The organism is Streptomyces drozdowiczii (assembly GCF_026167665.1).
In the GTDB taxonomy this organism is placed as follows: Bacteria; Actinomycetota; Actinomycetes; order Streptomycetales; family Streptomycetaceae; genus Streptomyces; species Streptomyces drozdowiczii_A.
Genome location: NZ_CP098740.1, coordinates 6,185,411 through 6,210,191 on the forward strand (window position 1 = coordinate 6,185,411; position 24,781 = coordinate 6,210,191).

Sequence of the window (24,781 nt, forward strand, 5' to 3'; positions counted from 1 at the left end):
AAAGCGTCGGCCGTGTGCTGCGCCGGGTCCGGACCGCAGTCGCGCATGTCAGCGGGGGTGCGGCGTGATTCGCCCCGCCACCCCGGGGCGGGTCGGCCTGTGCAGATGTCGCGGCAGGGGATCGTACGCCGAAACTTTCGGGGCGCCAGAAGTCGCAACCTACCGACGTATTGACAGTGTGCCGTCAACTCGCTGTCATACATGGGAGCGCTCCCATATGACTTCCCCACGCCCCGAGGAGGCGCACATGCCCATCCACCCCCGCCGCTTACTGAGCAGACCCCGGGCCGCGGCCGGTTCCGCCGTCGCGCTGGCCCTGTCGCTCTTCGTCGCCATGCCCGTCGGCGGGCCGGCCGCGGCGGCGGAGTCCGCGCCCGGCTGCCAGGTCGACTACACCGCCAACGAGTGGACCGGCGGCTACACCGCCGAGGTGAGCGTCACCAACGAGGGCCCTGCGCTCAGCGACTGGCGGCTGACCTGGACATACGTGGGCGACCAGCACGTCACCTCCGGCTGGAACGCCACCGTCACGCAGTCCGGCCACGCCGTGACCGCCGTCGCCACGGCCTGGAACGGGTCGGTGGCCGAAGGCGGTACGGTCTCCTTCGGTGTGCAGGGGACCTCGCGGTCGGGCGGCCCCGCGCCCACGGACTTCGCGCTCAATGGCGTCTCCTGCGGCGGCGAGGACACCACGCCCCCGACCACGCCTCCCACGACACCGCCGCCCACCACCCCGCCCTCCGCCGACTGCGGTGACGCGGTCGTCTGCGACGACTTCGAGGACCAGGCCGGCCCGGCCCCGGCCGGGAACTGGCGGTTCACCGCGCCCGACTGCCAGGGCACCGGAACGGCGGCCGTGGACACGGGGACCGCGCACAGCGGCACGCGCTCGCTGCGACTGGACGGGAAGGCGGGCTACTGCAACCACGCCTTCGTGGCCTCCACCGCCGACCTCTCGACGGTCGGCCCCGTGCTGTACGTACGCATGTGGGTGCGGCACACCACGGCGCTCCCGGCGGCGCACGTCGCCTTCGTGTCGATGCCCGACAGCTCCCAGGGCGGCAAGGCCCTGCGGATCGGCGGGCAGAACGGGGCGCTCCAGTGGAACCGGGAGAGCGACGACGCGACGCTCCCGGCGCAGAGCCCGACCGGGGTGGGGCTGAGCAGGCCCCTGCCGACGGGCAGCTGGCAGTGCCTGCGCTTCAAGGTCGACACCACGGCTCCGGGGCTCGACACCTGGCTGGGCGACGAGCAGGTGCCCGGTCTGCACGCCGACGGCGTCCCCACGCGCGACGTGGACGACCAGTGGCTCTCGCGGACCACCCCGCCCCGGCCCACCGCCCTGCGGCTGGGCTGGGAGAGCTACGGGGTCGGCGACGACACTCTGTGGTTCGACGACGTGGCGGTCGGCTCCGCGCCGATCGGCTGCTGACGGGCGGGCGTACCGGCCACCCCGGCCGGTACGCCGTTCACCCGAGGTGGTCGCCCGGCGTGCCGATCGCGGCGGCGGCCTCCAGGACGTGCGGGACGGCCCGGTCCGCGAGGTCGGGGTCGGAGGTGACCACGTTGATCGCGGCCCGGACCGGCCAGCCCGGCAGCGGGGCCGCGATGCCGTGGGCGCCGATGTTGACCTCGCTGTGGGTGATGACGTAACCGGTCTCGCGGATCGCCTGGACGCGGGGCGGTTCGGCGGCGCGCGGGGGACCGGAGGCCAGGGCGGCGAGGCCGCCGGAGCCGTGGTCCAGGGGGTCGCGGCTGCCCTTGCGGTACCAGAACAGGGGGCCGTCCGTCGGCGGTTCGGCCACCACCGTGGTGACGGCGGCGGTGCCGACCGCCTCGACCAGGCTCGCGGTGGCGTCCAGGCGGCGGGCGAGGCGGTGCAGGACGGGCTCCGCGACGGTCCGCAGGCTGGGGACGGAGCCGCCGAGGAGCCCGGTCACGGCCGGGCCCACGGTGTAGCGGCCGCTGTCGTCGCGTGCGGCGAACCCCGTCCGGTGGAGCGAGACGAGCAGGCGGTGCGCGATCGAGCGGTGGAAACCCGTCGCGGCCGACAGCTGACTGGTCGTCAGCCCCTGAGGGTGGCGGCCCAGTTCGACCAGGAGGGCGAGTCCGCGCTCCAGGGTCTGCGAGCCGCCGCTCTCGGAGTCGTTCGACGGTGTCATTCCACCTCTTCGGGGAGCGGCCGGATGGTGGGGAGGATCCTGCCACGGACCTCGCCCAGGCCGATGCGCCCCCGCGCGCCCGGAGCCGAGTAGCGCAGGACGACCTCGTCGCCGTCCTCCAGGAAGGTGCGCTCCTCGCCGCCCGCCGTCCAGGTCTCCTTGCCGCCCCAGGACAGTTCGAGGAACGAGCCGCGCTGGTGTTTCTCGGGGCCCGAGATGGTGCCCGAGGCGTAGAAGTCGCCGACCCGCAGCGAGGCGCCGTTGACCGTGAGGTGGGCCAGCATCTGCGCGGGCGACCAGTACATGGACGCGTACGGCGGGCGTGCCACCACCGTGCCGTTGACCTCGACCTCCACGTCGATGTCGTAGCCCGACGGGCCCTCCTCGCGCAGGTAGGGCAGTACGGCGGGTTCCTGGCTGGGGAGTTCGGTGCGGGCGTGTTCGAGGGCGGCGAGCGGGGTAACCCAGGCGCTGATGCTGGTGGCGAAGGACTTGCCGAGGTTGGGGCCCAGCGGGACGTACTCCCACGCCTGGATGTCGCGCGAGGACCAGTCGTTGACGCCGGTGACGCCGAACACGGTCTCGGTGAACTCGGAGGTCGCGACGCGCTGCCCGAGCGGGACCGTACGCCCGACGACGAAGCCGAGTTCGGCCTCGATGTCCAGGCGCAGCGACGGGCCGAAGGTGGGCGCCGGGTCGGCGGGGGCCTTGCGCTGTCCGGCGGGGCGGTGCACCGGGGTGCCCGAGACGACGATGGACCCCGCGCGGCCGTGGTAAGCGACCGGCAGGTGGCGCCAGTTGGGCATCAGGGCGTCCCCGTCGGGCCGGAAGATCCGTCCGACGTTGGTGGCGTGGTCCACGGACGCGTAGTAGTCGACGTAGTCCCCGACCTCGAACGGCAGGTGCAACGTCACATCGGCCAGCGGTACGAGGCGGACGCGGTCGCGGTGCGCGGTGTCGGTGAGCAATTCGGTGGCCCAGGAGCGGACTTCGGCCCACACCGTCGCGCCCGCGGCCATCAGCGGGTTGAGCGCGGGCGCGTCGAGCAGCGGCGCCAGGTCGGGGCGCAGGGCGGTGGCGGCGGCGCCCAGGTCCAGGACGTGGTCGCCGATGCGGACGCCGATGCGCGGGGCGGTGTCCTCGGTGGAGAAGACGGCGTACGGGAGGTTGTCGACGTCGTACGCGCTGCCGGCCGCGGCCTCGACCCAGGTGACGGGGTGGGTGCTCATGCGTGAAGTCCTTCGGAATCGTTGTCGGTCGCGGGGCCGAGCAGGCCCAGAGCGGTCAGGTCCTCCAGCGGTTCGAGCACGCTGCACGACCCGTACGAGACGAACGCCTCCCGCGCGGCGGCGGCCTCGGTGGCCGGGAGCGCCCTCACGGCACGGGCCAGCGCCTCCGGGTCGCGCTCGGCGAGGGCCGCGCGGACCTCGGACAGGGGCGCCCCGGCGCGGGCCCGGGCCGTCGCCAGGAGCACGTTGAGGTAGCCGTGGTGCTCGAAGCCGGTGGCGGCGGCGGTGTGCCGGACCGCGTGGTGCAGCCCGGCCGTGCACTTGAAGGCGGCCCCGGCGGCGACGGCCCCGTGGATCCACGCCGCCACCTCGTCCTCGGTGGGGAACGCCGCCGCCTCGGTCCCGCCGGTGCGGAACTTCAGCCGGAAGCCGTGGCGTGCCGCCGCCGCGAGCGCCTGCTCCCACTCCGGCGTACCGGGGCGCGGCACCTCCACGTACACCGTGCCGGGGAGGCCGAGCGCGGCCAGCTCCTCGATCTGGGGCCCGAGCGGCAGGGCCGGGTCCGTCTTGAACTCGACGGCCGCCGGCACGAGCCGGTCGCTCCCCGCGAAGGCGGCCGGGACCGCCGGGAGCGCGGCCGGCCCGGCCACCACGCTCACCCGCAGTCCGCCGGGGAACAGCCGGGGCTCGGCCAGCCCCGCCAGTTCGCCGAGCCGGTCGGCGCCGATCACGAACGGACCGACGAGTTCGGCGTGGCCGGAGGCGAGATGCCCGGCGTGCTCGGTCACGGCACGCGGCAGCGGAGCCAGGCCGGGCGGGAAGACCGCGGCGTCGTCCACGAGATGACGGAAGGCGAGAGGGAAGGACACGCGCGACACCCTAGCCGAGAGACCCGTAATACGGACGGTACCTGTTCCGATATCGGTCACCGGGCTCGCGGAGATCCGGTGGGATCTTCAAGAATGCGCAATGGTCTAGGCCAACTCATTGACGTGAATGCGTCATCCTTCGATTCTGGCGGCACCTTCTCCCGACAGGAGCCTCCATGAGACGTCTTCGCGCCCTGCTCTCCGGCGTGGCCACCGCCGCCCTGGCCACCGCAGGACTCGCGGCCTTCGCCGCACAGCAGGCATCGGGTGCGTCCGCCGACGCCACCGCGCTCTCCAACCGCTGGTACGCCGCCGCGCCCTATCTGATGCCGCACGACAACAATCCGCCGGACGCGGGCGCCATCATGGACGCCACCGGCCTCAAGGCGTTCCAGCTCGCCTTCGTCCTCGCCCCCAACGGCGGCGGTTGCAGCCCCACCTGGGACGGTACGTCGCCGGTCTCCTCGGACACCGCGGTCGCCTCCGTCATCAGCGCGATCCGCGCCAAGGGCGGCGACGTGTCGGTGTCCATCGGCGGCTACGGGGGGACGAAGCTCGGCCAGACCTGCTCCGACGCGGCCGCCACCGCCGCCGCGTACCAGCAGGTCATCACCAAGTACCAGCTGAAGGCCATCGACTTCGACCTGGAGGAGCCGGAGTACGAGAACACGGCCGCCATCGCCCGCGAGATCGGCGCCGCCAAGATCCTCCAGCAGAACAACCCGGGCCTCTACGTCTCGGTCACCACGGCCGGGACCGCCGACGGCACCGGCTGGTTCGGCAAGCAGATGCTCAACGAGGCCAAGGCGCAGGGCTTCACACCGAACAACTTCTCCATCATGCCGTTCGACGGCGGCTTCAACGGGGCCGCCGCCCAGACGAGCGCCCTGACGAACTTCAACGCGATCCTGCGCACCACCTTCGGCTGGGACGAGGCCACCGCCTACGCCCACGAGGGCTTCTCCGGCATGAACGGCCGCAGCGACACCGGCGAGTACTTCACCCAGGCCGACTTCCAGACCGTCCTGGACTTCGCCACCGGCCACCACATGGACCGCTTCACCTTCTGGTCCCTCAACCGCGACCGCCAGTGCAGCCCGCCCGACAACAACGGCAAGACCTCCGGTACGTGCAGCAGCGTGGCCCAGGCGGACTGGGACTTCGCGAAGTACTCGGTGAGGTTCGCGGGCGTCACCCCGCCCACCACCACCCCGCCGACCACGCCGCCCCCGACCGGCAGCTGCGCCGCCGCCGCGTGGAGCAGCAGCGCCGTCTACACCGGCGGCAACACCGTCTCGTACGGGGGACACACCTGGAAGGCCAAGTGGTGGACCCAGAACGAGACGCCCGGCTCCACCGGTGAATGGGGCGTCTGGCAGGACCTCGGCCCCTGCTGACCCGCCGACCCGATGGGCCGCCCCGGTCCCGGCCGGGGCGGCCCGTACCACGTAGGTGCCCGCACGCGTCACCCGCTTTGCTCCGCCCCGCCACCCTGCGGCTAGTTTGTGTGCAGCACAGACGGGCGGTCCGTGACGGCAGAGGTGCACGGGGACGAGAGGTCGGGAAGAGTGTCGCTGCGCGCAGGCGATCCAACCGAGATCGGCGGTTATCCGCTGGAGGCGCGGCTCGGTTCAGGTGGCATGGGCACGGTCTTCCTGGCCCGTACGAGCTCCGGCCGCCCCGTCGCGATCAAGCTGATCCATCAGCAGTTCGCCGGCGACAGCGAGTTCCGCATCCGCTTCCGCCAGGAGGTCGCGGCGGCGCGCCGGGTCAGCGGCGCCTTCACCGCCGCCGTGGTGGACGCCGCACCCGAGGCCGAACAGCCCTGGATGGCGACCACCTACATCGAGGGCCCCACCCTCGCCGAGCGCATCGCCGCCGAGGGCCCGCTGAACGGCGCCGGACTGCGCAGCCTGGCCATCGGGCTCGCCGAGGCGCTCCGCGACATCCACCGCGTCGGGGTCGTCCACCGCGACCTGAAGCCGTCGAACGTCGTGCTGTCGCCCGAAGGGCCGCGCGTCATCGACTTCGGCATCTCGCGCGCCGCCGACCAGCAGACCCTGACGATGACCGGACGCGTCATCGGCACCCCGCCCTTCATGTCGCCGGAACAGCTCCAGGCCCCGCGCGGCGTCGGACCCCGCTCCGACGTCTTCTCGCTGGCCACCCTCCTGGTGTACGCGGCCACGGGCCACGGCCCCTTCGACGCGGACAGCCCCTATCTCACCGCCTACCAGGTGGTGCACGAGGAACCCTCGCTGGACGCCGTGCCGACGGCGCTGCGCACGGTCGTCGAACCGTGCCTGGTCAAGGAGCCCGAGGGCCGGCCGTCCGCCGACCAGCTCCTGGAGCTGCTACGGGACCTGCCCGTCGACCTCGGCGGCGCGGCGGCGCCCGGGCCCGCCCCCGGCCGCACCCGGGACGTGGCCACCCAGCACCACCTGGCCACGCGCGACACCGAGGCGCCGGGCGCCCCCGCCCCGGAGCAGACAGGCTCGCCCGGCGGACGCGGGCTGCGCGGCCGCTGGCGGCCCGTGCTCGCGGCGGCGGTCGCCGTGGCCGCCATTGGCGGGGGAGTGGCAGTCCTCAAGGCGGGCGGCTTCGGGGACGAGCCGGACGACGGCAAGGCCCGCACGGTCGCCGCGCCCGCCGGCACCCTGCCCCACGGCTTCACGCCCTGGCGCGTGACCGTGCCCGGCGGGCAGGAGGACATCCCCGACGAACTGCGGTGCGTCGCCCGCGCCGACGCCGTGTTCTGCGGGGGCGGCGGCGTCGTCGCCACCCGGATCGACGTCCGGGACGGCTCCCGCGCCTGGACGGTGAAGAGCCCGGGCGTCCCCGTCCAGGGCATGCACCTCGTGGGCGCCACCGACGACACCGTGCTCGGTTACCGGTTCCCCGCCCAGGACGACCCCGAGGCGCGCGGCGACGAGGTGGTGGCCGTCGACGCCGACAGCGGCAAGGAGCTGTGGTCCGCGGTCTCCGGCGCCCAGTCGACGGCCGTCACCGGCCGGACCCGGGATGCCGTCGTGTTCGGCGGCGACGTCATCACGGTGAACGCCTCCGACACCGCCTTCGAGGTCCGGGACGCGCACAGCGGCGACCTCACGCGGACGGCTCCCTTCCCGGCCGGCTCCCGCTGCGCCCCCGTCCCGGTCGGCACCCGGCTGCTCGCCATGTGCGCGACCGACGCCGAGCTCGACGCCTCGGAGGTGCGCCACCCCGCCCTGTACCCGCTCGACCCGGCCTCCGGCAGCTGGGGCGAGGTCATCGCCGTCGACGGACCCGCCGTCCCGGTGGGCGTCACCGGCGGCCGGCTCGTGCTGCTCCGGGAGCACCGGGACGGACCGGCGCTCACCGGCTACGACGCGGTGGTCCGGGTCGACCCGGCCTCGGGGAAGGTCGCGAAGGCCCCGCTGCCCGCCCCGTACGAGGGCACGCCCGGCATGGCGGACGGCGCCGTGTACGTGAGCGGGCAGACCGGCCGCGTCACGGCGTTCGACCCCGCCACCGGCCGGCGGAAGTGGTCCCGGCAGACCAGCGTGGAGGGCGCGTCGGGCCCCGCGGCCGGGGACGGCGCCCTGTTCTTCAGCTCCGCCACCGGCCGCGTGGTCGCCCTCTCGCCGGCCGACGGCACGGTGCTGTGGGCGACGGACCCGAGGGCCGACGGCCTGAACGGCGAGCAGGGCGCGAGCCCCCGTGTGACCGTCGCCGGACGCGCGGTGGTCGTGACGGCCGCCCGGAACACCGTCTTCGCCTTCGACGCCCACCGCCCGCCGAAGTCGGGCTGACCCGGGCCCCGTCTACAGTGGCCCGCATGAACCGCTGGACCGAACTCACCGGAGACACCTCGGGCGAGGACTACGCCGCCCGCTTCGCGGCCCTCGCCCGCAGCGGCAAGGACATGCACGGCGAGGCACGGTTCTGCGCCGCTCTGGTGCCCGCCGGGGCGCGGGTGCTGGACGCGGGCTGCGGCACCGGCCGGGTCGCGATCCGGCTGGCGGAACTCGGGTACGACTGCACCGGGGTGGACGTCGACGCCTCGATGCTGGCCGTCGCGCGCAAGCAGGCGCCCGAGCTGCCCTGGTACCGCACCGACCTGGCCGAGCTGTCCGTCGAACCGGAGTTCGACCTCGTCGTCGCCGCGGGCAACGTGATGGCGCTGCTCGCCCCCGGCACCGAGGCCACCGTCGTCGCCCGACTCGCCGGAGCGCTGCGCCCGGGCGGTCTGCTGGTCGCCGGTTTCGGCCTGGACGCGGCCCACCTCCCCGTACCGCCCGGCCTCACGCTCGCCGAGTACGACGCCCACTGCGCCGCCGCCGGGCTCACCCCCGTCGACCGCTTCGCCACCTGGGACGCCGCCCCGTACGACGGCGGCGGCTACGCGGTCAGCGTGCACCGGCGGGGCGAGGACTAGGACGGCCGCGGACGGGAGGGCCGTTGATCCATTCCATCGCGTGTTCGTATTGACTTGGACTAGGTCCATCGTAGGATCGATTCCGGCCGAAGCCAGGGCAGGACGCCCTCCGGGCGAGACCGGTCAGGCCAGCCCCGCATTCTCAGAGCACCGAGATCCGCCCCGTCCGGAAGGAATTCCATGACTGAGAACCACGACGCGCTCGTCACCGACCCCAAGTCGGAGGAGGCCGGCGGCTGCCCCGTCGCGCACGGTCGCGCGCCGCACCCCACCCAGGGCGGCGGCAACCGCCAGTGGTGGCCGGAGCGGCTCAACGTGCGGATTCTCGCCAAGAACCCCGCCGTGGCCAACCCGCTCGGCGAGGACTTCGACTACGCCGCCGCGTTCAACGCGCTGGACCTGCCCGCCGTCAAGCGGGACATCGCCGAGGTGCTGACGACCTCCCAGGACTGGTGGCCCGCCGACTTCGGCAACTACGGCCCCCTCATGATCCGGATGGCCTGGCACAGCGCCGGCACGTACCGCATCAGCGACGGCCGCGGCGGCGCGGGCTCCGGCCAGCAGCGCTTCGCCCCCCTCAACAGCTGGCCGGACAACGTGAGCCTCGACAAGGCGCGGCGCCTGCTGTGGCCGGTCAAGAAGAAGTACGGCCAGAGCATCTCCTGGGCCGACCTCCTCGTCCTCACCGGGAACGTCGCCCTGGAGACCATGGGCTTCGAGACCTTCGGCTTCGGCGGCGGCCGCGCGGACGTGTGGGAGCCGGACGAGGACGTGTACTGGGGCCCCGAGACCACCTGGCTCGGCGACGAGCGCTACACCGGCGACCGCGAGCTGGAGGAACCGCTCGGCGCCGTGCAGATGGGCCTCATCTACGTCAACCCGGAGGGCCCCAACGGCAACCCGGACCCGATCGCCGCGGCCCGCGACATCCGCGAGACGTTCCGCCGGATGGCGATGAACGACGAGGAGACCGTCGCCCTGATCGCCGGCGGCCACACCTTCGGCAAGACGCACGGCGCCGGCCCCTCCGAAAGTGTCGGCCCCGACGCCGAGGCCGCCCCGATGGAGCACCAGGGCTTCGGCTGGGAGAACTCGTACGGCACCGGCAAGGGCGCCGACGCCATCACCAGCGGTCTCGAAGGCATCTGGACGGACACCCCCACCACCTGGGACAACAGCTTCTTCAACATCCTCTTCGGCTACGAGTGGGAGCTGTTCAAGAGCCCCGCCGGCGCCCACCAGTGGCGGCCGAAGGACGGCGGCGGCGCGGGCACCGTGCCCGACGCGCACGACCCGTCGAAGAGCCACGCCCCGACCATGCTCACCACCGACCTCTCGCTGCGCTTCGACCCGGCGTACGAGCAGATCTCGCGGCGCTTCCACGAGAACCCGCAGGAGTTCGCCGACGCCTTCGCCCGCGCCTGGTACAAGCTGACCCACCGCGACATGGGCCCCGTCGTCCGCTACCTCGGCCCCGAGGTCCCGCAGGAGACGCTGATCTGGCAGGACCCGCTGCCCGAGCGCACCCACGAGCTGATCGACGCCGCCGACATCGCGGCGCTCAAGGAGAAGGTCCTCGCCTCCGGCCTGTCCGTCTCCGAGCTGGTCTCCACCGCCTGGGCCTCCGCCTCCTCCTTCCGGGGCAGCGACAAGCGCGGCGGCGCCAACGGCGCGCGCATCCGCCTCGAACCGCAGAACGGCTGGGAGGTCAACGACCCGGACCGCCTCGCGGGCGTCCTGCGCACCCTCCAGTCCGTCCAGGAGTCCTTCAACGCCGAGCAGCAGGGCGGCAAGCAGGTCTCGCTGGCCGACCTGATCGTCCTCGCGGGCGCCGCCGGGGTCGAGAAGGCGGCCAAGGACGCCGGTACGGAGATCGAGGTGCCGTTCACCCCGGGCCGGGTCGACGCCTCGCAGGACCAGACCGACGTCGAGTCCTTCGTGGAGCTGGAGCCCGTCGCCGACGGCTTCCGCAACTACCTGGGCAAGGGCAACCGGCTCCCCGCCGAGTACCTGCTGCTCGACCGGGCGAACCTGCTCAACCTGAGCGCGCCCGAGATGACGGTCCTCGTCGGCGGTCTGCGCGTCCTGGGCGCCAACCACCAGCAGACCTCGCACGGTGTGCTCACCGACGCGCCGGAGACCCTCACCAACGACTTCTTCGTCAACCTGCTCGACATGGGCACGACGTGGAAGTCCACGGCCGACGACCAGAGCGCCTTCGAGGGCCGCGACGCCGTCACCGGTGAGGTCCGCTGGACCGGCACCCGCGCCGACCTGGTCTTCGGCTCGAACTCCGAACTGCGCGCCGTCGCCGAGGTCTACGCGAGCGACGACGCCAAGGAGAAGTTCGTGCGCGACTTCGTCGCCGCCTGGGACAAGGTCATGAACCTGGACCGGTTCGACCTCGTCTGATCCGACGACACCGAAAGGGCCGGTCACCCCGCGCGGGGCGACCGGCCCTTTCCGTCACGCGGATCCGATCAGGCGGTGGCCACCGCGAAGACGTGGATGATCCCGCCGTCCGTGGTGGCCGGCAGCGTCACGGAGGCGAGCCGCTTCCCGGCCTGGAGGGCGATGGGCGCGGTCGTGAAGACCTCCGTGCCCACCGGGTCCTTTCCGCCGCCCTGCACATCGCGGTACTCGGTGTGCACCGCCACCGTGTTCCCGTACGACGGCTGCTGCGAGCCGCCGCCCAGCGTCCAGTCGCTGAAGCCGATCTCGGCCTGCTGCGTGGTGCCGTCGGTGTACGTGAGCGTCACCGTGCCCGACGCCTTGCCCTCGGCGGCGCTCCCGAGGAACGCCAGCTTCGTGTCGCCCTCGGCGGAGGGAACGTCCAGCACCTGGGGGCTCGTACCGACCACCTCGATATTGTCCGGGTCACCGGCGTCCACCTTCGGCCAGGTGAAGTCGAAGCCGCCCGAGGAGACCGTGCCGCCCGGCTGCGCACCGGCCGCCGCGAGCGCCTGGGCCGAGTAACTCCAGCCCTCGCCGTCGAAGTTGGCCTGCGGGTTCTCGTCGTCCGCCGAGATGCCGGTGCTGTTGCGGTTCCACAGCAGGCCGTTCTTCTCGGCGACCGTCACCGCCGCCGACGTCTTCGGCAGCTCCGTGCCCGCCGACGAGGTCAGTGTCACCGGGACCGTGTAGTAGCCCTCGGCGGTGTCCTTGCCCGCCGACACGGTGAGCTTCGCCTGCGCCGCGCCGCTCGCGGGGACCGTGAAGTCGCCCTCGGACGGCGTCACGGTGACCCCCTCCGGAGCCTCCGCCTTCCAGTGCACGGTGGTGGCCTTCGTCTCCAGGCTCTGCACCTTGACGACCGTCGGCGCGCCCGCGCCGCCCGGCTCGACCTTCAGCTGGTCGGGCGACGCGCCCGTGAAGTACTTCAGCCCGCCGCCGGGGAAGGACGGCGGAGCGTCGGCCGGTGCGCTGCCCCAGGAGGTGTCGGGAGTCGTGCCGAGCGTGAAGTCCAGCCGCCCGCCGTGCTCCACCAGCGAGTCACCGACCCACGACTGCGTGGACGTACGGCCGTTCACCTTCAGCCCGTGGATGTACGTGTGGTCCGCCGAGGCGGCCGGTGCCTCGATGGTGATCCGCTTGCCGTGCCCGGTGCGCACCACCGCGTGCGGGAACAGCGGTGCGGTCAGCGTCAGATCGGCGCGGCTCGGGTTCTGCGGGTACATGCCGAGCGCCGAGAAGACGTACCAGGACGACATGGTCCCCGCGTCGTCGTTGCCCGGAATCCCGCCGGGACCGTCGGTCCACAGCTGGTCCAGCTCCGCGCGGACCGTCTCCTGCGTCTTGTACGGGGCGCCGAAGTAGTTGTACAGGTAGGGGGCGTTGATGTCGGGCTCGTTCGTCGGGTCGTAACGCGTGGCGTCCTTCGCCGAGAAGTCGAACTTCCCGTCCGGCGTACGGAAGAACGCGTCGAGGCGTTCCGTGGCGCGCTCGTTGCCGCCCATCGCACCGGCGAGACCGGCCACGTCCGAGTAGACCATCCAGGTGTACCGGGCGCTGGTGCCCTCCACGAACCCGGCGCCGGTGCCCGGCGTGAAGGTGCCCGCCCAGCTGCCGTCGGCCTTCCGGTCGCGTATGTACCCGCCGTGCTCGGTGGCGTTGGCGTCGAAGACGTTGGTCCAGTTGCCCGACCGGTCCAGGAACTTCTTGGCGTCACCCTTGTTGCCCAGCCGCCGGGACAGCTCCGACAGACCGTAGTCGGCCGCCGCGTCCTCCAGCGTCTCGGCCGCCCCGCCCCAGCAGTGGCAGTTGTCCGCCGGTACGTAGCCCAGCTCCAGGTACTTGTCGAGGGCGGGGCGCTGGCCCACGCACTCGACGTTGCAGCCTGAGCTGTCGGAGTCGTTGGCGGTCGGCACGGTCGCCGCCTTCACCAGCGACTTCAGCGCGCCCTTGACGTCGAAGTCACGGCCGCCGAAGGCATAGATCCCGGCGAGCGCCGCGTCGGACGGGTCGCCCGACATCACGCTCGTCTTGCCGTTCTCCAGCAGCCAGCGGTCCCACTCGCCGTCCCGCTGGCTCGCGTAATTGAAGAGGGACTGCGCGTAGTCGCTGCCCGCGCGCGGGTTGAGCAGGGCCATCAGCTGCACCTGCGCCCGGTACTGGTCCCAGCCGGAGAAGGTGCCGTACTGCGCCTTCTGCCCCTTGGACAGCCGGTGCGGCTTGCGGTCGGCGCCGAGATAGCGGCCGTCCACGTCGCTGGTGAGGGTCGGCTCCAGCATGGAGTGGTAGAGCGCGGTGTAGAAGGCGGTGCGCTGCGTTTCGGTGCCGCCGCCGATCTCGACGGCCTTCAGCGCCTTGTCCCAGTTGGCGGCGGCCTGCCGCTTCACCGCGTCGAAGCTCCTGCCGGGCCCGTTCTCCTTGCGGAGGTTGGCCTCGGCGTTCGCGGCGCTGACGTACGAGACGGCCACCTTGGCGCGCGCCTCGGTGGTGCCGTCCGCGAAGGTGACGTACCCGCCGGAGCCCTTGCCCTCCACGGCGTTGCCGGACGAGCTGTAGCCCGTACCGCCGGAGGCGGAGGTGGAGCCGGGGGTGAGGGTGCCGTCCTTCCAGGTGCCGGTCTTCGCGAAGGGCTTGTCGAAGTGGGCGGTGAAGTACAGCGTGTAGAGGTCCTTGCGGTTGTTCGCGCTCTGCGGCCCGCAGAAGTTGCCGGCCGTGACCGAACCGGTCACCGTCCGGGCGGCCTTGTCGATCCGCACGGTGGCGTCGGTGCTGCCGGTCTCCGAGTTGGAGGTGCGGAACAGCAGGCTCGCGGGCTTGTCCGCCGGGAAGCCGAACTCCCCGGACCCCGTCCTGGCGGTCGTGGTCAGCGCCGCCGAAGCACCGCTGGCCAGGCCGACCTTGTAGTAGCCGGGGGTGGCCGTCTCGTCGTCGTGCGAGAAGTCGCTCGCGTACTTCGCGTCGGTGGTGTCCGAAGTGGGGGAGGAGTCCACGTCACCCACGTACGGCATGATCGGGATGTCGCCGTTCGCGCCCGAGCAGCCCACCCCGTTGAGGTGGGTGAGGCTGAAGCCGCGGATCTTCTTCGCGTCGTACTGGTAGCCGCCGGGAGCGGGCGTCGAGACCTGCTTGCCCCTCGAGTTCTGCGGGCTCCAGGCCAGCATGCCGAACGGCTGCACGGCGCCCGGGTAGGTGTTGCCCGCGTTGGACGTGCCGATGAGGGGATCGACGTACGACACCGGGTTCTTCACGATGTCCCTGCCCGGCGCGGCCGAAGCCGGGGCGGCGGCGACCGCGAGCCCCGCGACGGCCATGGCGGCGGCCGTGACGGAGCCCACGGCCCGGATCGCGGTGTGCGTACGGCGTTTGTGCGTCTGTGGCACCGTTCCTGCCCTTCTGATGTGACGGACGGTCAACGCGGCGGAAGGCCGACGCCGTGACCGCGGAGGAACGGCGACGACCCGACAACGTTGTCAACGACGTGAGGATGCTCCTCCTGCCGGTCCGGGGTGTCAAGGCTCCCCGGAACCCGCCCGTCCGGCCGGGCCGCCCCCCCGTACAACAGCCCGGCCCGCGCACCCGGTTGATCCGGGGGCGTCCGTCAGCGCAGGGACGCCGGAAGCGCCTCCCGGTGCAGGATGCCCAGCCGCTGCGTGGCCCGGGTCAGCGCCACGTACAGGTCGCTCGTCCCGAACCGGCCGGGCTCCACCACCAGGACGTGGTCGAATTCGAGGCCCTTGGCCTGCCGGGGCCCCAGCAGCACCACCGTGCGGGTCAGATCCGGCTCGCCGCCGGGCACCACCCCGTCCAGCGGCGCCGCGATCTCCTCGTGCAGCTCGCGCGGCGCGATCACCGCGAGGCGCCCCTCGGCGGGCGTCAGCTCCTCGACCGCCCGCGCCACCGCACCCGCCAGGTCCGCCCCGGAGTCCCGGACCCACGGCACCTCGCCCGTGGAGCGCACCGAGCCCGGCGGCTCGAACGACGGGTCCTCGGCCCGCAGCACCTTCGCCGCGACCTCCATCACCTCGGCCGGCGTACGGTAGTTGACCGCGAGCCGCACATGCTCGTACCGGTCGCCCACGTACGGCTCCAGGATGTCCTGCCACGAGCCGACCCCGGCCTCCTCCGAGGTCTGCGCCGGGTCGCCCACCAGCGTCATCGACCGGGTCGGCGACCGCCGCATCAGCAGCCGCCACGCCATCGGCGACAGCTCCTGCGCCTCGTCCACGATGATGTGCCCGAACGCCCACGTCCGGTCGGCGGCGGCCCGCTCGGCCGCGCTGCGGTGGTCGGCCTCCTCCTGGCGCTCGGCCATCCGCTCCGCGTCGATGATGTCGTGCGCGGCCAGCAGCTCCGACTCCTCGTCCTCGAACTCGAAGGACTCCGAGCCCCGGGACAGCTCCAGGACGCCCTGGGCGTACGCGATCCGCTCCTGGCGCTCCGCCTCGGCCGCCGCCCGCTCGGCGCTGTCGTCCGTCCCGAGCAGTTCGGCGGCCTCGTCCAGCAGCGGCACGTCCGCCGGTGTCCACGCGCTCTCGCCGGGCGCCCGCCGGATGGCCTCGGCGTCCGCCTCCGGCAGGTGGACCGGCTCGGCCAGGAAGTCGGCGAGGAAGCCCTCGGGGGTGAGGGCCGGCCACAGCTCCTCGATCGCCGCGTGCACCTCCTGGCTGACCGCGACCGCCTTGCCGAGCTGGGCGATGTCGTCCGGACCCAGGAAGTTCGGCCCGCCGTACGGGTCGGCGCCGATGCGCTCGGTGAGCTGGGCGGTCAGCGCGTCGATGATCCGGAACGCGAAGTGCGGCCGGGCGAGGTTGTGCGGCAGCCGGGTGTCGCGGGCCGCCTGCCGGGCCTCGTAGGCGATCTCCCAGTCCAGGATCAGGTCCCCGTCGTCGTGCGGGACGATCAGCGGGGCACCCGGCTCGGGCAGCAGCTGCCGGTCCCGCACGGCGAGCTCCAGGGCCTCGGCCATGGCCGCGCCGCCCTTCACCGCCGCCGCCCGGGGCGTGTCCGTGCCGCGCGCGTGGACACCGGGGAACAGCTCGGCCTGGGTGGCGAGGAGGACGCCGGTCTCACCGAGCGAGGGGAGCACCTCGCCGATGTAGCCGAGGAAGGCCGGGTTCGGGCCCACGATGAGGACCGCGCGCTTGGCCAGCAGCTCGCGCTGCTCGTACAGCAGGAACGCCGCCCGGTGCAGGGCGACGGCCGTCTTGCCGGTGCCGGGCCCGCCCTCGACCACCAGGACGCCCCGGTGCGGTGCCCGGATGATGCGGTCCTGCTCGGCCTGAATGGTCCGCACGATGTCCGCCATGCGTCCGGTCCGCGCCGAGTTCACCGCGGCGAGCAGGACCGTGTCGCCGCTCGGGTCCTCGAAACCGGTGCGCTCGCGGTCCCCGACGTCCAGGATCTCGTCGTGCAGCTCGGTGACCGTGCGGCCCTCGGTCGTGAGGTGGCGGCGCCTGCGCAGACCCATCGGGGTGTGACTGGTGGCGAGATAGAAGGGGCGGGCGACCGGGGCGCGCCAGTCGATCAGCAAAGGCGTGTGCTCGGTGTCGTCCTCGCGGATTCCGATACGGCCGATATGGTGCGCGACGCCGTTCGTGAGATCGATGCGCCCGAAACAGAGCGAGCCGTCCACCGCGTTCAGCGCGGCGAGCAGACCGGAGCGCTCGGCGACCAGGACATCGCGTTCGAGCCGGGCCTGCTGGCCGGTGCCGACCGGCGTCAGGGCGTCCTGGACCTGCTCGGCGGCGTCACCGCGCAGTACGTCGACACGGTGGTGGAGCCGGTCGATGTATTCCTGTTCCTTCTGCAATTCGGCGCTTTCCCGAGTTGACAAAACAGCTCCCTGACGGATATGGTGATTCTTGTTGGCCCCCGGTGAGGGGCCTTTTCTGTGGGCGCACAGAACCACTAAATATACGTGAGAAAATCCCCGGTCCGCAATTGCGCACCGGGGATTTCGCGTGCTTGTCCGCTCAGATCTCCTTCAGCAGCGCGTCCGTCGTCGTCACGACCGCGCAGCGGCCCGCCGCCCAGCGCAGCGCCATGTCGTGCTCCTCGCGCGAGAAGTCCGCGACCGCGTCGGCCACCACGAACGCCTGGATGTCGCGCATCCACGCGTCGGCGGCGCTCATCAGGACGCCGATGTGCGCGTACACGCCGGTGATCACCAGCTGGTCGCGGCCGGCGTCGCGGATGAGGGATTCCAGCTCGGTGCGGACGAACGCGCTGTACTTCCACTTGGTGAGCACCGTGTCGCCCGGCGCGGGCGCCACCTCGTCCGGTGACGCCAGTGCCTCCGGGTCGTCCGCCATCCCCGGCCCCCAGAAGTCCAATTGGAGGCCGCGCTCCTCCGGGGTCTGGCCGCCGCGCTGCGCCGAGTGCACCACCGGGACTCCGGCGCGGCGGGCGGCCTCGATCACGCGGGCGGTGTTCGCGAGCATGCCGGTCAGCGGCTCCTCGCCGGGGCGGTACGCGCGCAGGAAGTGGTTCTGGAGGTCGTGGACGAGCAGCACGGCGCGCGCGGGGTCGACGGTCCACGCGACCCGGTTCGCCGGGAGCTCGTCGGCGCCGGGCAGGGGATAGGGGGCGATGGCGGGAAGTGCCATGGGGGAAGCCTTTCGGTGCCGCGCGGGGCGGACTCAGTTCTGTGCGGGGGGAGTTGACGCGGAGGTGGGGACGGAATCGGTGCGCAGGCCCTTCTTGCTGACCTTGCCGATCCCCGTCTGCGGGAACACGTCCACGAATTCGACGAGGTCGGGCACCTTGTACGCGGCGATTCCGCGTTCACGTACATGCCGCTTCACGGCGAGCGCCCCGGGCGATTCGGCGCCCTCGCGCAGAATTACGTACGCCAGAGTGCGTTCACCGAGATACGGGTCGGCCACCCCGACCACCGACACGTCGTGCACCGCCGGGTGGGCCAGGATGATGTTCTCGATCTCCTCCGGCGCGACCTTCTCGCCGCCCCGGTTGATCTGGTCCTTGGCCCGCCCCTCCACGACGAGATGGCCGCTCGGGGTGCGGCGCACGATGTCGCCCGTGCGGTAGAACCCGTCCTCGGTGAACGCGGTCCTGTTGTGCTCGGGGGCGCGCCAGTAGCCCCGGATCGTGTACGGCCCCCGGGTCAGCAGGTGCCCGAACTGCCCTTCGGGGACCTCCTGTCCGGCGTCGTCCACGATGCGGATCTCGTCGTCCTCGGAGATCGGCCGGCCCTGGGTGGAGACGACGGTCTCGTAGTCGTCGTCCAGGCGCGTGTAGTTGACGAGGCCCTCGGCCATGCCGAAGACCTGCATCAGCCGGCAGCCGAGCGCCGGTTCGAGGCGCCGGGCGGCCGTCTCGCTGTACTTGGCGCCGCCGACCAGAATCAGTTCGAGGCTCGACAGGTCCCGCTCCGCCGAAGCGGCCGCGTCCGTCCACACCAGGGCGAGCGGCGGCACCATGCCCGTCATGGTGACGCGCTCTTGCTCGATGACCGGGAACGCCGTGGCCGGGTCGGGGCGCGGGCAGAGGACCACGGTGCCGCCCGCGTACAGCGTGCCGAGCCAACCGGGGCTGCTCATCGGGAAGTTGTGCGCGGCGGGCAGGACCACGAGGAAGCGGGTGTCCGCGTCGACGCCGCAGATCTCGTTGGAGCCGCGCAGCGAGTAGATGTAGTCGTCGTGCGTACGGGGGATGAGCTTGGGCACCCCCGTGGTGCCGCCGGACAGCTGGAGGAAGGCCAGGTCGTGCGGCTCGGGCCCGTCCTCGGGCTCCCCGGCGGCGTCGCACGGCACATCGGACAGGGCGGTGTGCTCGCCCGGGTCGCCGACGACGAAGACGTGCTTCAGGGTGGGCGCCTGCTTCCGTACGGCGGTGGCCAGCGCGCGGTGGTCGAATCCGGCGTGCCGGTCCGGGATGACGTAGGCGACGGCCTCGGCGAAGGAGCAGAAGTAGCCGATCTCCGTCTCGCGGTGGGCGGGCAGCGCGTACACCGGGAGCGCGCCGATCCGGAAGAGGGCGAAGACGACCTCGGCGAACTCGGCGATGTTGGGCAGTTGGACGACGACCCGGTCGCCCTTGGCTATCCCGCGCGCCCGGAAGCCGGCCGCCAGCCGGGCCGCGCGCTCGTCCAGCTCCCGGTACGTCCAGGCGCGGCGCTCGGGCGCGGGGTCGATCAGCGCGACGCGGTCGCCGTGGGCCTCGGCCCGTTCGCGCAGCATGCCGGTGAAGGTCTCGCCGCGCCAGTGCCCGGCCGCGCGGTAACGGGCGGCGAACTCCGCGGGCCAGGTCGGGGCGTCTTCGTACGGTGCAGCAGTCATCGTTCCAGGTCTCCAGGGGGAGGGCCGTTTTCGGGGGCGCCGGGCGGACGGATCAGGCGCGCAGGGTGGCGCCGCCGTCGACGTACAGGTCGTGCAGGGTGATGTGGCGGGCCCGGTCGGAGACGAGGAAGGCGACCGCCTCGGCGATGTCGGCCGGCTCGGCGATCCTGCCCAGCGGTATGCCCGTGCGGTAGCTCGCCAGGTCCCCGGCTATGACGCGCCGCGCGGCGGGCCCGTCGTCGTGCGCCTCACCGGCCGGCCACATCCCGCGCTGCATGTCGGTGAGCGTGGAGCCGGGCGAGACGGTGTTGCAGCGGACGCCCCGGGGGGCCAGCTCCAGGCCGAGGCACTTGGTGAACATGACGGAGGCGGCCTTCGAGGCGGCGTACGCCGCCATGGTCGTACGGGGGATGCCGGCGGCGTTGGACGCGACGGTGACGATGCTGCCCGCGCCCCGGTCCGCCATCCGGCCCGCCACGGACCGCGAGACGTGGAAGACCCCGTCGGTGTTGACGGCGAAGGTCGCCCGCCAGTCCTCGTCGGTCAGCTCGGTGACGGGTGAACAGCGCAGGATCCCGGCCACGTTGACCGCGATGTCGAGGGCGCCGAGCGTGTCCTCCGCATCCGCGACCAGGGCCTCGACGGCCGCCGCGTCCGTGACGTCCAGCGTCCGGGCCACGACGCTCCCCTCGTACTCCCGGGCGAGGGCGTCGACGCCCTCCGGGGCCGCGTCGGTCGCCAGGACCCGGCAGCCGCGCGCGACGAGCGCCCGCACGACCGCCTCTCCTATACCGCGTCCGGCTCCTGTCACGAGGGCCAGCCGCCCGGCGAGTTCCTGGTCGGCGGGGGCGACGGAATGACGGGAAGAAGGGGCGGAACGCGGCGCCATGGTCTTGGGGTCTCCCTGTGACGGTGAACGAGGGGCGGCAACACTTAGGTAAGCCTAACCATAGAGTGATCACGCCGACGAGGGGGTCCGAATCCGCGATCCCGGCCGTTTCCCGGGTTGCCTCATGTCCCTTTTGAGCCTATTTAGGCAAAAGGTCAATTGCGGGCGTTCGGGGTGGTTTTGATGATGTCAGATGATCTCAAAACGGACGAATGCTGCCATTGTGTCCTCAGTGGGCAGCGTCACGTCAGCCGTTTCTGACGCGCAATCCGATCTCCCGGTTCCCAGTCGTGCCAAGAAATTTGACTTCCCCCGGCGCGGGCGATCATGAGCATTTCCTTTGATTGATCTTGCAAAACAATTGTGATCAGCAATTCCGGGCTTGTTCCGGCCGTCGTTTCTCGCTTACGGTCCCGTCATCAATCCGGATGGAACGCCGAATCCTGCCGCCGTCCGGGAACCCGACCACTCACGTACGGCAGGAGCGGGGGACCCAGGTTTGCCGCCGGTCCGGAATCCGGAGCGGCTAGGGGTGAAGTCGCCATGCGCGACCGGACATCTCCAGTCCGAACCCGACAGCTCACCTCGCAGGCGACGGAGAGGAAATACGCCATGCCCATCACGGGTAAGCACCGTCGTGCCAAGTCCGCGTCCCTGACCCGCGGTTTCATCGCCGTCAGCGCGGGCGGAGCCGTTCTCGCGCTCCCCCTGATCTCGGCCGGATCGGCTTCCGCCGCCCCCGCCAAGACCGTCGTCGCCGAAAAGGCCGCGGCCCCGACTTCCGTCGCCGGCAAGGAAATTGCCGTGCGCAAGGCCACGCCCACCACCTATTCCGTGGTGTCCGGCGATTCGCTTTACAAGATCGCCCAGGGGCATTCCCTCAGCGGCGGCTGGGAGCGGCTGTACAAGGACAACCGCGGTGCGGTCGGCAGCAACCCCGACCTCATTCACCCGGGCCTGAAGCTCACCATCGGCGCCAAGTCCGAGGCCGCCGCCCCGAAGGCCGCGAAGAAGAGCGCGTTCAAGGCGGAGACCGCCGAGAAGAACGGCGACACCGCCCCCGGACCGAGAGCGCCGACCGCGCCGACCGCTCCGAGCGCACGGTTGTCCCGGTCGCCGCCGAGAAGCCCGCCGAGACCCAGGCGTCCGTCACGTACACCGACGACCTCGACGGCTGGATCAAGGAATCCCTGGCGATCATGGGGCAGCAGGGCATCCCCGGCAGCTACGACGGCATCTACCGCAACATCATGCGCGAGTCCTCGGGCAACCCGATGGCGATCAACAACTGGGACATCAACGCCGTCAACGGCACCCCCTCCAAGGGTCTGCTCCAGGTGATCCAGCCCACCTTCGACGCCTACCACGTGCCCGGTACGTCGACGGACATCTACGACCCGGTCGCCAACATCACGGCCGCGTGCAACTACGCCGCCGCCACGTACGGCTCGATGGACAACGTCTTCGGCGCGTACTGATCCACACCGGCCCCGCGCTCGGGGCAGGGCCGTGAGCAGGGGTGGAAAGAAGCGGAAGCGCTTCTTTCCACCCCTTTCGCGTGCCCTGCCGCCCGCGGCGGCGCCGGCGCCCGTCCCGGAATGCGAGGGCACGGCAGGACGTGGATGCTGGAACGGTCAGCGTCTCTAGGAGGTCAGTCATGGGCATGCTCGACAAGATCAAGGACATGATCAAGGGGCATCCGGACCAGGCCCGCCAGGGAGTCGAGAAGGGCGGCGACTACGTCGACAAGAAGACCGGCGGCAAGTACGGCGGCCAGGTCGACTCGGCTCAGCAGAAGATGAACGACCAGCTCGGCGACCGCCGCCCGCCCGACCAGGGCCGGTAGGCGCTCGCACGGACCGTACGGGAGCGGTGGACGCCACAGCCGGTGGTGTCCACCGCTCCCGCGCGTCCGGGGCGGCCTCCGACGTGCCGCGCGGCCCGCCCGGGAGCATCCTTGCTGTGTGACCTGGCACGGCGCGGCCGGGCAGCTGCCGTTCGGCCCGAGCGACGGCCCGCCCGCAGGACCGGAGGACGGCCGGGCACCGGACGACCTGTCCCTGGTGCTCGCCCAGTCCGTCGTACACGCCATCGAGGCGGTCGGCGGCCGGGCCGGCGGGATCTACCTCCCCTCGCGCACCCCCGGCCTGCTCCGGCTCGCCGTCCTCGCCGGATTCCCCGGCCCCCTGCTCCGCCCTGGTGGCGGATGCACGTCAACCGGCCGTTCCCGGTCGCCGAGGCGTTCCGCACCGGCAGCCCGGTGTATCTCACCGACGCGGAGGACGCCATGCGGCGCTTCCCGCAGCTGATGGCCGGACTGCCGTTCCCCTTCGGCTCCCTGTACATGCCGGTACTGCGCCGCCGCGCACCGGTGGGCGTCCTCGTCGTCCTGCGCGGTGCGACGGCCGACGAGCCGGTGCCCGCCGTCGAGCGGGACCGCCTCCAGCGGATCGCCGACCGCCTTAGCACCGAACTGGCCGGCCTCGCGGACGCCGGCATCCGGCCCGAGTGGGAGGGCGAGCCGCTCCCCGTACAGCTGCCCGCCAGGACCTCGCCGCCCGTGCGCATCGGCCGCTTCGACTGGAACCTCGCCACCGGCGCCGTGGAGGCGGACGCGGATCTCGACGCGATCCTCGGCACCGGCACCGGCGGCTTCCCCGGCACCATCGGGGCCCTGGCGGCCAGACTGGCGCCGGAGGACGTCTACGGCCTCTGGGCGCTGGCCCGGCAGGCGGCGGACTCGCACGGCCCCGTCGTACGCCGGATGCGGCTACGCGGCCCGGACGGCCGCTCCCACCTGCTGGAGGTCTCCGGGCGCCGGGACGACGGCGCCGGCCGCGGCGGGCACCTGACCGGCTTCCTGGTGGACCTGGGCATCGGCCCGGTCGTCGCCGAGGCCGCCGACCGGCTGCCGCGCGGCATCTTCTCGCTCGACCGCTTCGGCCGGATCACCTACGTCAACCCGCTCGCCGAGGACATGCTCGGCCGGCACCGCGCCGCCCTGGTCGGCCGGGTGTTCTGGGAGGCACTGCCCTGGTTCGCCAACCCGGCGTACGAGGACCACTACCGGGCCGCGATGATCTCCGACGCCCCGGTCCACTTCCTCGCCCGCCGCGACCCGCCCCCCTGGCTGTCCGTCTCCCTGTACCCGGGGCACGACGGCCTGACCGCCGTCCTCACGCCCAGCGACACACCCGCCTACGCCCCGGACTCCGTCGTCTCGCCCGGACTGGGGCTCGGCTCACCCGCCGACCGGTCCGCCGCCCTCTACCGGCCGGTCGCCCTCGCCATCGCGCTCACCGAGGCCGTCACCGCCCGGCAGGTCTCCCGGGTGGTCACCGACGAGCTGCTCCCCGCGTTCGGCGGCCGGCAGCTCGCGATCTACCTGCTCAAGGAGGGCCACCTCTACCTGGAGTGGGAGACCGGCTTCCCCCAGGGCTTCCTCGACCGGTTCGACGCGGTCGGCCTGGACGCCCGCATCCCCGGCGTGGAAACGCTCACCACCGGGCGCCCCATCTTCTTCGAGTCCATGCAGCGCCTGGCCGCCGCCTACCCGGGCATCCCCATGGACGCCGACGTCGGCGCCCGCGCCTTCCTCCCGCTCATCGCCTCCGGGCGGCTCGTCGGCTCCTGCATCCTCGGCTTCGACCAGCCGCGCGGCTTCAGCCCCGAGGAGCGCACGGTCCTGACCGCCCTGGCCGGCCTCATCGCCCAGGCCCTCCAGCGGGCCCAGCGCTACGACACCGAGGCAGCCCTCGCCCGCGGTCTCCAGGACGCCCTGCTGCCGCACCGGCTGCCCGCCGTCCGCGGCATCGACACCCAGGGCCGCTATCTCGCCGGCACCCAGGGCATGGACGTCGGCGGCGACTGGTACGACGTGATCGAGACCCACGGCCGCCTCGCCCTCGTCATCGGGGACGTGCAGGGCCACGGCGTGGCCGCCGCCGCGACCATGGGCCAGCTCCGCAGCGCCGTACGGGCCTTCTCGCTCAGCGGCCACGACCCCAGGAGGTCATGAGCGGCACCAACCGCCTGCTCATCGACCTGGACACCGGCCAGTTCGCGAGCTGCTGCTACATCGTGACGGACCCGGCCACCGGCCGGACGCACGCCGTGCGCGCCGGGCACCCCCAGCCCGTCCTGCGCCGGCCCGACGGCACCGCCGAGGTCATGGACCTCCCGGGCGGCATCGTCCTCGGCATCGACGCCGAGGCCGGCTACCCCGTCACCGAACTGCACCTCGACCCGGGCGCCACGCTCGCCCTGTACACCGACGGCCTGGTCGAGCAGGCGGGCATCGACATCGACGTCGGGGTCGAGCGGCTGCGCTCCACCCTCCAGGGCCTGGGCACCGCCCCGCTCGCCGACACCGCCGACCACGTCATCCGCCGCGCCCGCCAGGCGGCCGACCGGCCCGACGACATCGCGCTGCTCCTCGCGGCGCGGTGGACCGGGGGCGACGGCTGA

14 protein-coding genes, 2 pseudogenes and 1 riboswitch are annotated in these 24,781 nt (G+C 72.5%); of the genes and pseudogenes, 8 read left to right on the plus strand and 8 right to left on the minus strand.

The features are described 5' to 3' along the window. Positions 1–247: 247 nt before the first annotated feature. A complete protein-coding gene (locus NEH16_RS28170; protein WP_265545738.1) occupies positions 248–1,432 on the plus strand; it encodes a cellulose-binding domain-containing protein in 1,185 nt (394 codons plus the stop codon). A gap of 37 nt (positions 1,433–1,469) precedes the next feature. Here NEH16_RS28170 and NEH16_RS28175 read toward each other — a convergent pair whose 3' ends face one another. The 3 genes from NEH16_RS28175 to NEH16_RS28185 are packed head-to-tail and all read right to left on the minus strand — an operon-like array spanning position 1,470 to position 4,260. After that, positions 1,470–2,162 (minus strand): IclR family transcriptional regulator, encoded by a 693-nt coding sequence (locus tag NEH16_RS28175; protein WP_265545740.1) that lies wholly within the window; start codon positions 2,160–2,162, stop codon positions 1,470–1,472. Beyond that, the gene (gene fahA, locus NEH16_RS28180) at positions 2,159–3,391 is read right to left on the minus strand and encodes a fumarylacetoacetase (protein ID WP_265545741.1); all 1,233 of its coding nucleotides are present in this window, start codon (positions 3,389–3,391) and stop codon (positions 2,159–2,161) included. Before fahA ends, NEH16_RS28175 begins: the two co-directional genes overlap by 4 nt. Then, a complete protein-coding gene (locus tag NEH16_RS28185; RefSeq protein ID WP_265545744.1) occupies positions 3,388–4,260 on the minus strand; it encodes a hypothetical protein in 873 nt (290 codons plus the stop codon). Before NEH16_RS28185 ends, fahA begins: the two co-directional genes overlap by 4 nt. Before the next feature lie 176 nt (positions 4,261–4,436). Here NEH16_RS28185 and NEH16_RS28190 point away from each other — a divergent pair, with 176 nt between their 5' ends. The 4 genes from NEH16_RS28190 to katG all read left to right on the plus strand — a co-directional run bounded on the left by NEH16_RS28190 (position 4,437) and on the right by katG (position 11,089). Next, positions 4,437–5,657: a chitinase gene (locus tag NEH16_RS28190; protein ID WP_265545745.1), complete on the plus strand. Its 1,221-nt coding sequence runs from the start codon at positions 4,437–4,439 to the stop codon at positions 5,655–5,657. Between the two features lie 171 nt (positions 5,658–5,828). Beyond that, positions 5,829–8,051, plus strand: a complete 2,223-nt coding sequence (locus NEH16_RS28195; protein ID WP_265545747.1) for a serine/threonine-protein kinase — start codon at positions 5,829–5,831, stop codon at positions 8,049–8,051. A gap of 26 nt (positions 8,052–8,077) precedes the next feature. After that, positions 8,078–8,677: a class I SAM-dependent methyltransferase gene (locus NEH16_RS28200; RefSeq protein ID WP_265545749.1), complete on the plus strand. Its 600-nt coding sequence runs from the start codon at positions 8,078–8,080 to the stop codon at positions 8,675–8,677. Between the two features lie 180 nt (positions 8,678–8,857). Then, positions 8,858–11,089 (plus strand): catalase/peroxidase HPI, encoded by a 2,232-nt coding sequence (gene katG / locus NEH16_RS28205; RefSeq protein WP_073968850.1) that lies wholly within the window; start codon positions 8,858–8,860, stop codon positions 11,087–11,089. A gap of 68 nt (positions 11,090–11,157) precedes the next feature. Here the strand turns inward: katG and NEH16_RS28210 are convergent, their stop codons facing one another. The 5 genes from NEH16_RS28210 to NEH16_RS28230 all read right to left on the minus strand — a co-directional run bounded on the left by NEH16_RS28210 (position 11,158) and on the right by NEH16_RS28230 (position 20,314). Then, on the minus strand, positions 11,158–14,463 hold the full coding sequence (locus NEH16_RS28210; RefSeq protein WP_374215633.1) for a GH92 family glycosyl hydrolase: 3,306 nt from the start codon (positions 14,461–14,463) through the stop codon (positions 11,158–11,160). 263 nt (positions 14,464–14,726) lie between these two features. Continuing rightward, entirely contained in the window at positions 14,727–16,937 is a 2,211-nt protein-coding gene (locus NEH16_RS28215; protein ID WP_265545751.1) for a HelD family protein, read from the minus strand. Between the two features lie 163 nt (positions 16,938–17,100). After that, on the minus strand, positions 17,101–17,733 hold the full coding sequence (locus tag NEH16_RS28220; RefSeq protein WP_265545753.1) for an isochorismatase family protein: 633 nt from the start codon (positions 17,731–17,733) through the stop codon (positions 17,101–17,103). A gap of 33 nt (positions 17,734–17,766) precedes the next feature. Further along, entirely contained in the window at positions 17,767–19,425 is a 1,659-nt protein-coding gene (locus NEH16_RS28225) for a (2,3-dihydroxybenzoyl)adenylate synthase (RefSeq protein WP_265545754.1), read from the minus strand. 52 nt (positions 19,426–19,477) lie between these two features. After that, positions 19,478–20,314 carry a 2,3-dihydro-2,3-dihydroxybenzoate dehydrogenase gene (locus NEH16_RS28230; RefSeq protein WP_265545755.1) on the minus strand — a complete coding sequence of 279 codons (837 nt, stop codon included), beginning with the start codon at positions 20,312–20,314 and terminating at the stop codon, positions 19,478–19,480. 424 nt (positions 20,315–20,738) lie between these two features. Further along, positions 20,739–20,923: riboswitch (cyclic di-AMP (ydaO/yuaA leader) on the plus strand. Positions 20,924–20,926: 3 nt separating this feature from the next. On the opposite strand from NEH16_RS28230, the pseudogene NEH16_RS28235 reads away from it, so the two are divergent. The 3 genes and pseudogenes from NEH16_RS28235 to NEH16_RS28245 all read left to right on the plus strand — a co-directional run bounded on the left by NEH16_RS28235 (position 20,927) and on the right by NEH16_RS28245 (position 24,781). Further along, positions 20,927–21,792: pseudogene (locus NEH16_RS28235) on the plus strand (LysM peptidoglycan-binding domain-containing protein). 179 nt (positions 21,793–21,971) lie between these two features. Then, positions 21,972–22,160: an antitoxin gene (locus tag NEH16_RS28240; RefSeq protein WP_073968844.1), complete on the plus strand. Its 189-nt coding sequence runs from the start codon at positions 21,972–21,974 to the stop codon at positions 22,158–22,160. A gap of 918 nt (positions 22,161–23,078) precedes the next feature. Next, positions 23,079–24,781 (plus strand): annotated as a pseudogene (locus NEH16_RS28245) (SpoIIE family protein phosphatase).

Bases quoted from the DNA above. Each gene is read 5' to 3' on its own strand.
- NEH16_RS28170 (WP_265545738.1), top strand. From the start codon at position 248: ATGCCCATCCACCCCCGCCGCTTACTGAGCAGACCCCGGGCCGCGGCC.
- NEH16_RS28175 (WP_265545740.1), bottom strand. From the start codon at position 2,162: ATGACACCGTCGAACGACTCCGAGAGCGGCGGCTCGCAGACCCTGGAG.
- fahA (WP_265545741.1), bottom strand. From the start codon at position 3,391: ATGAGCACCCACCCCGTCACCTGGGTCGAGGCCGCGGCCGGCAGCGCG.
- NEH16_RS28190 (WP_265545745.1), top strand. From the start codon at position 4,437: ATGAGACGTCTTCGCGCCCTGCTCTCCGGCGTGGCCACCGCCGCCCTG.
- NEH16_RS28200 (WP_265545749.1), top strand. From the start codon at position 8,078: ATGAACCGCTGGACCGAACTCACCGGAGACACCTCGGGCGAGGACTAC.
- katG (WP_073968850.1), top strand. From the start codon at position 8,858: ATGACTGAGAACCACGACGCGCTCGTCACCGACCCCAAGTCGGAGGAG.
- NEH16_RS28220 (WP_265545753.1), bottom strand. From the start codon at position 17,733: ATGGCACTTCCCGCCATCGCCCCCTATCCCCTGCCCGGCGCCGACGAG.
- NEH16_RS28225 (WP_265545754.1), bottom strand. From the start codon at position 19,425: ATGACTGCTGCACCGTACGAAGACGCCCCGACCTGGCCCGCGGAGTTC.
- NEH16_RS28230 (WP_265545755.1), bottom strand. From the start codon at position 20,314: ATGGCGCCGCGTTCCGCCCCTTCTTCCCGTCATTCCGTCGCCCCCGCC.
- NEH16_RS28240 (WP_073968844.1), top strand. From the start codon at position 21,972: ATGGGCATGCTCGACAAGATCAAGGACATGATCAAGGGGCATCCGGAC.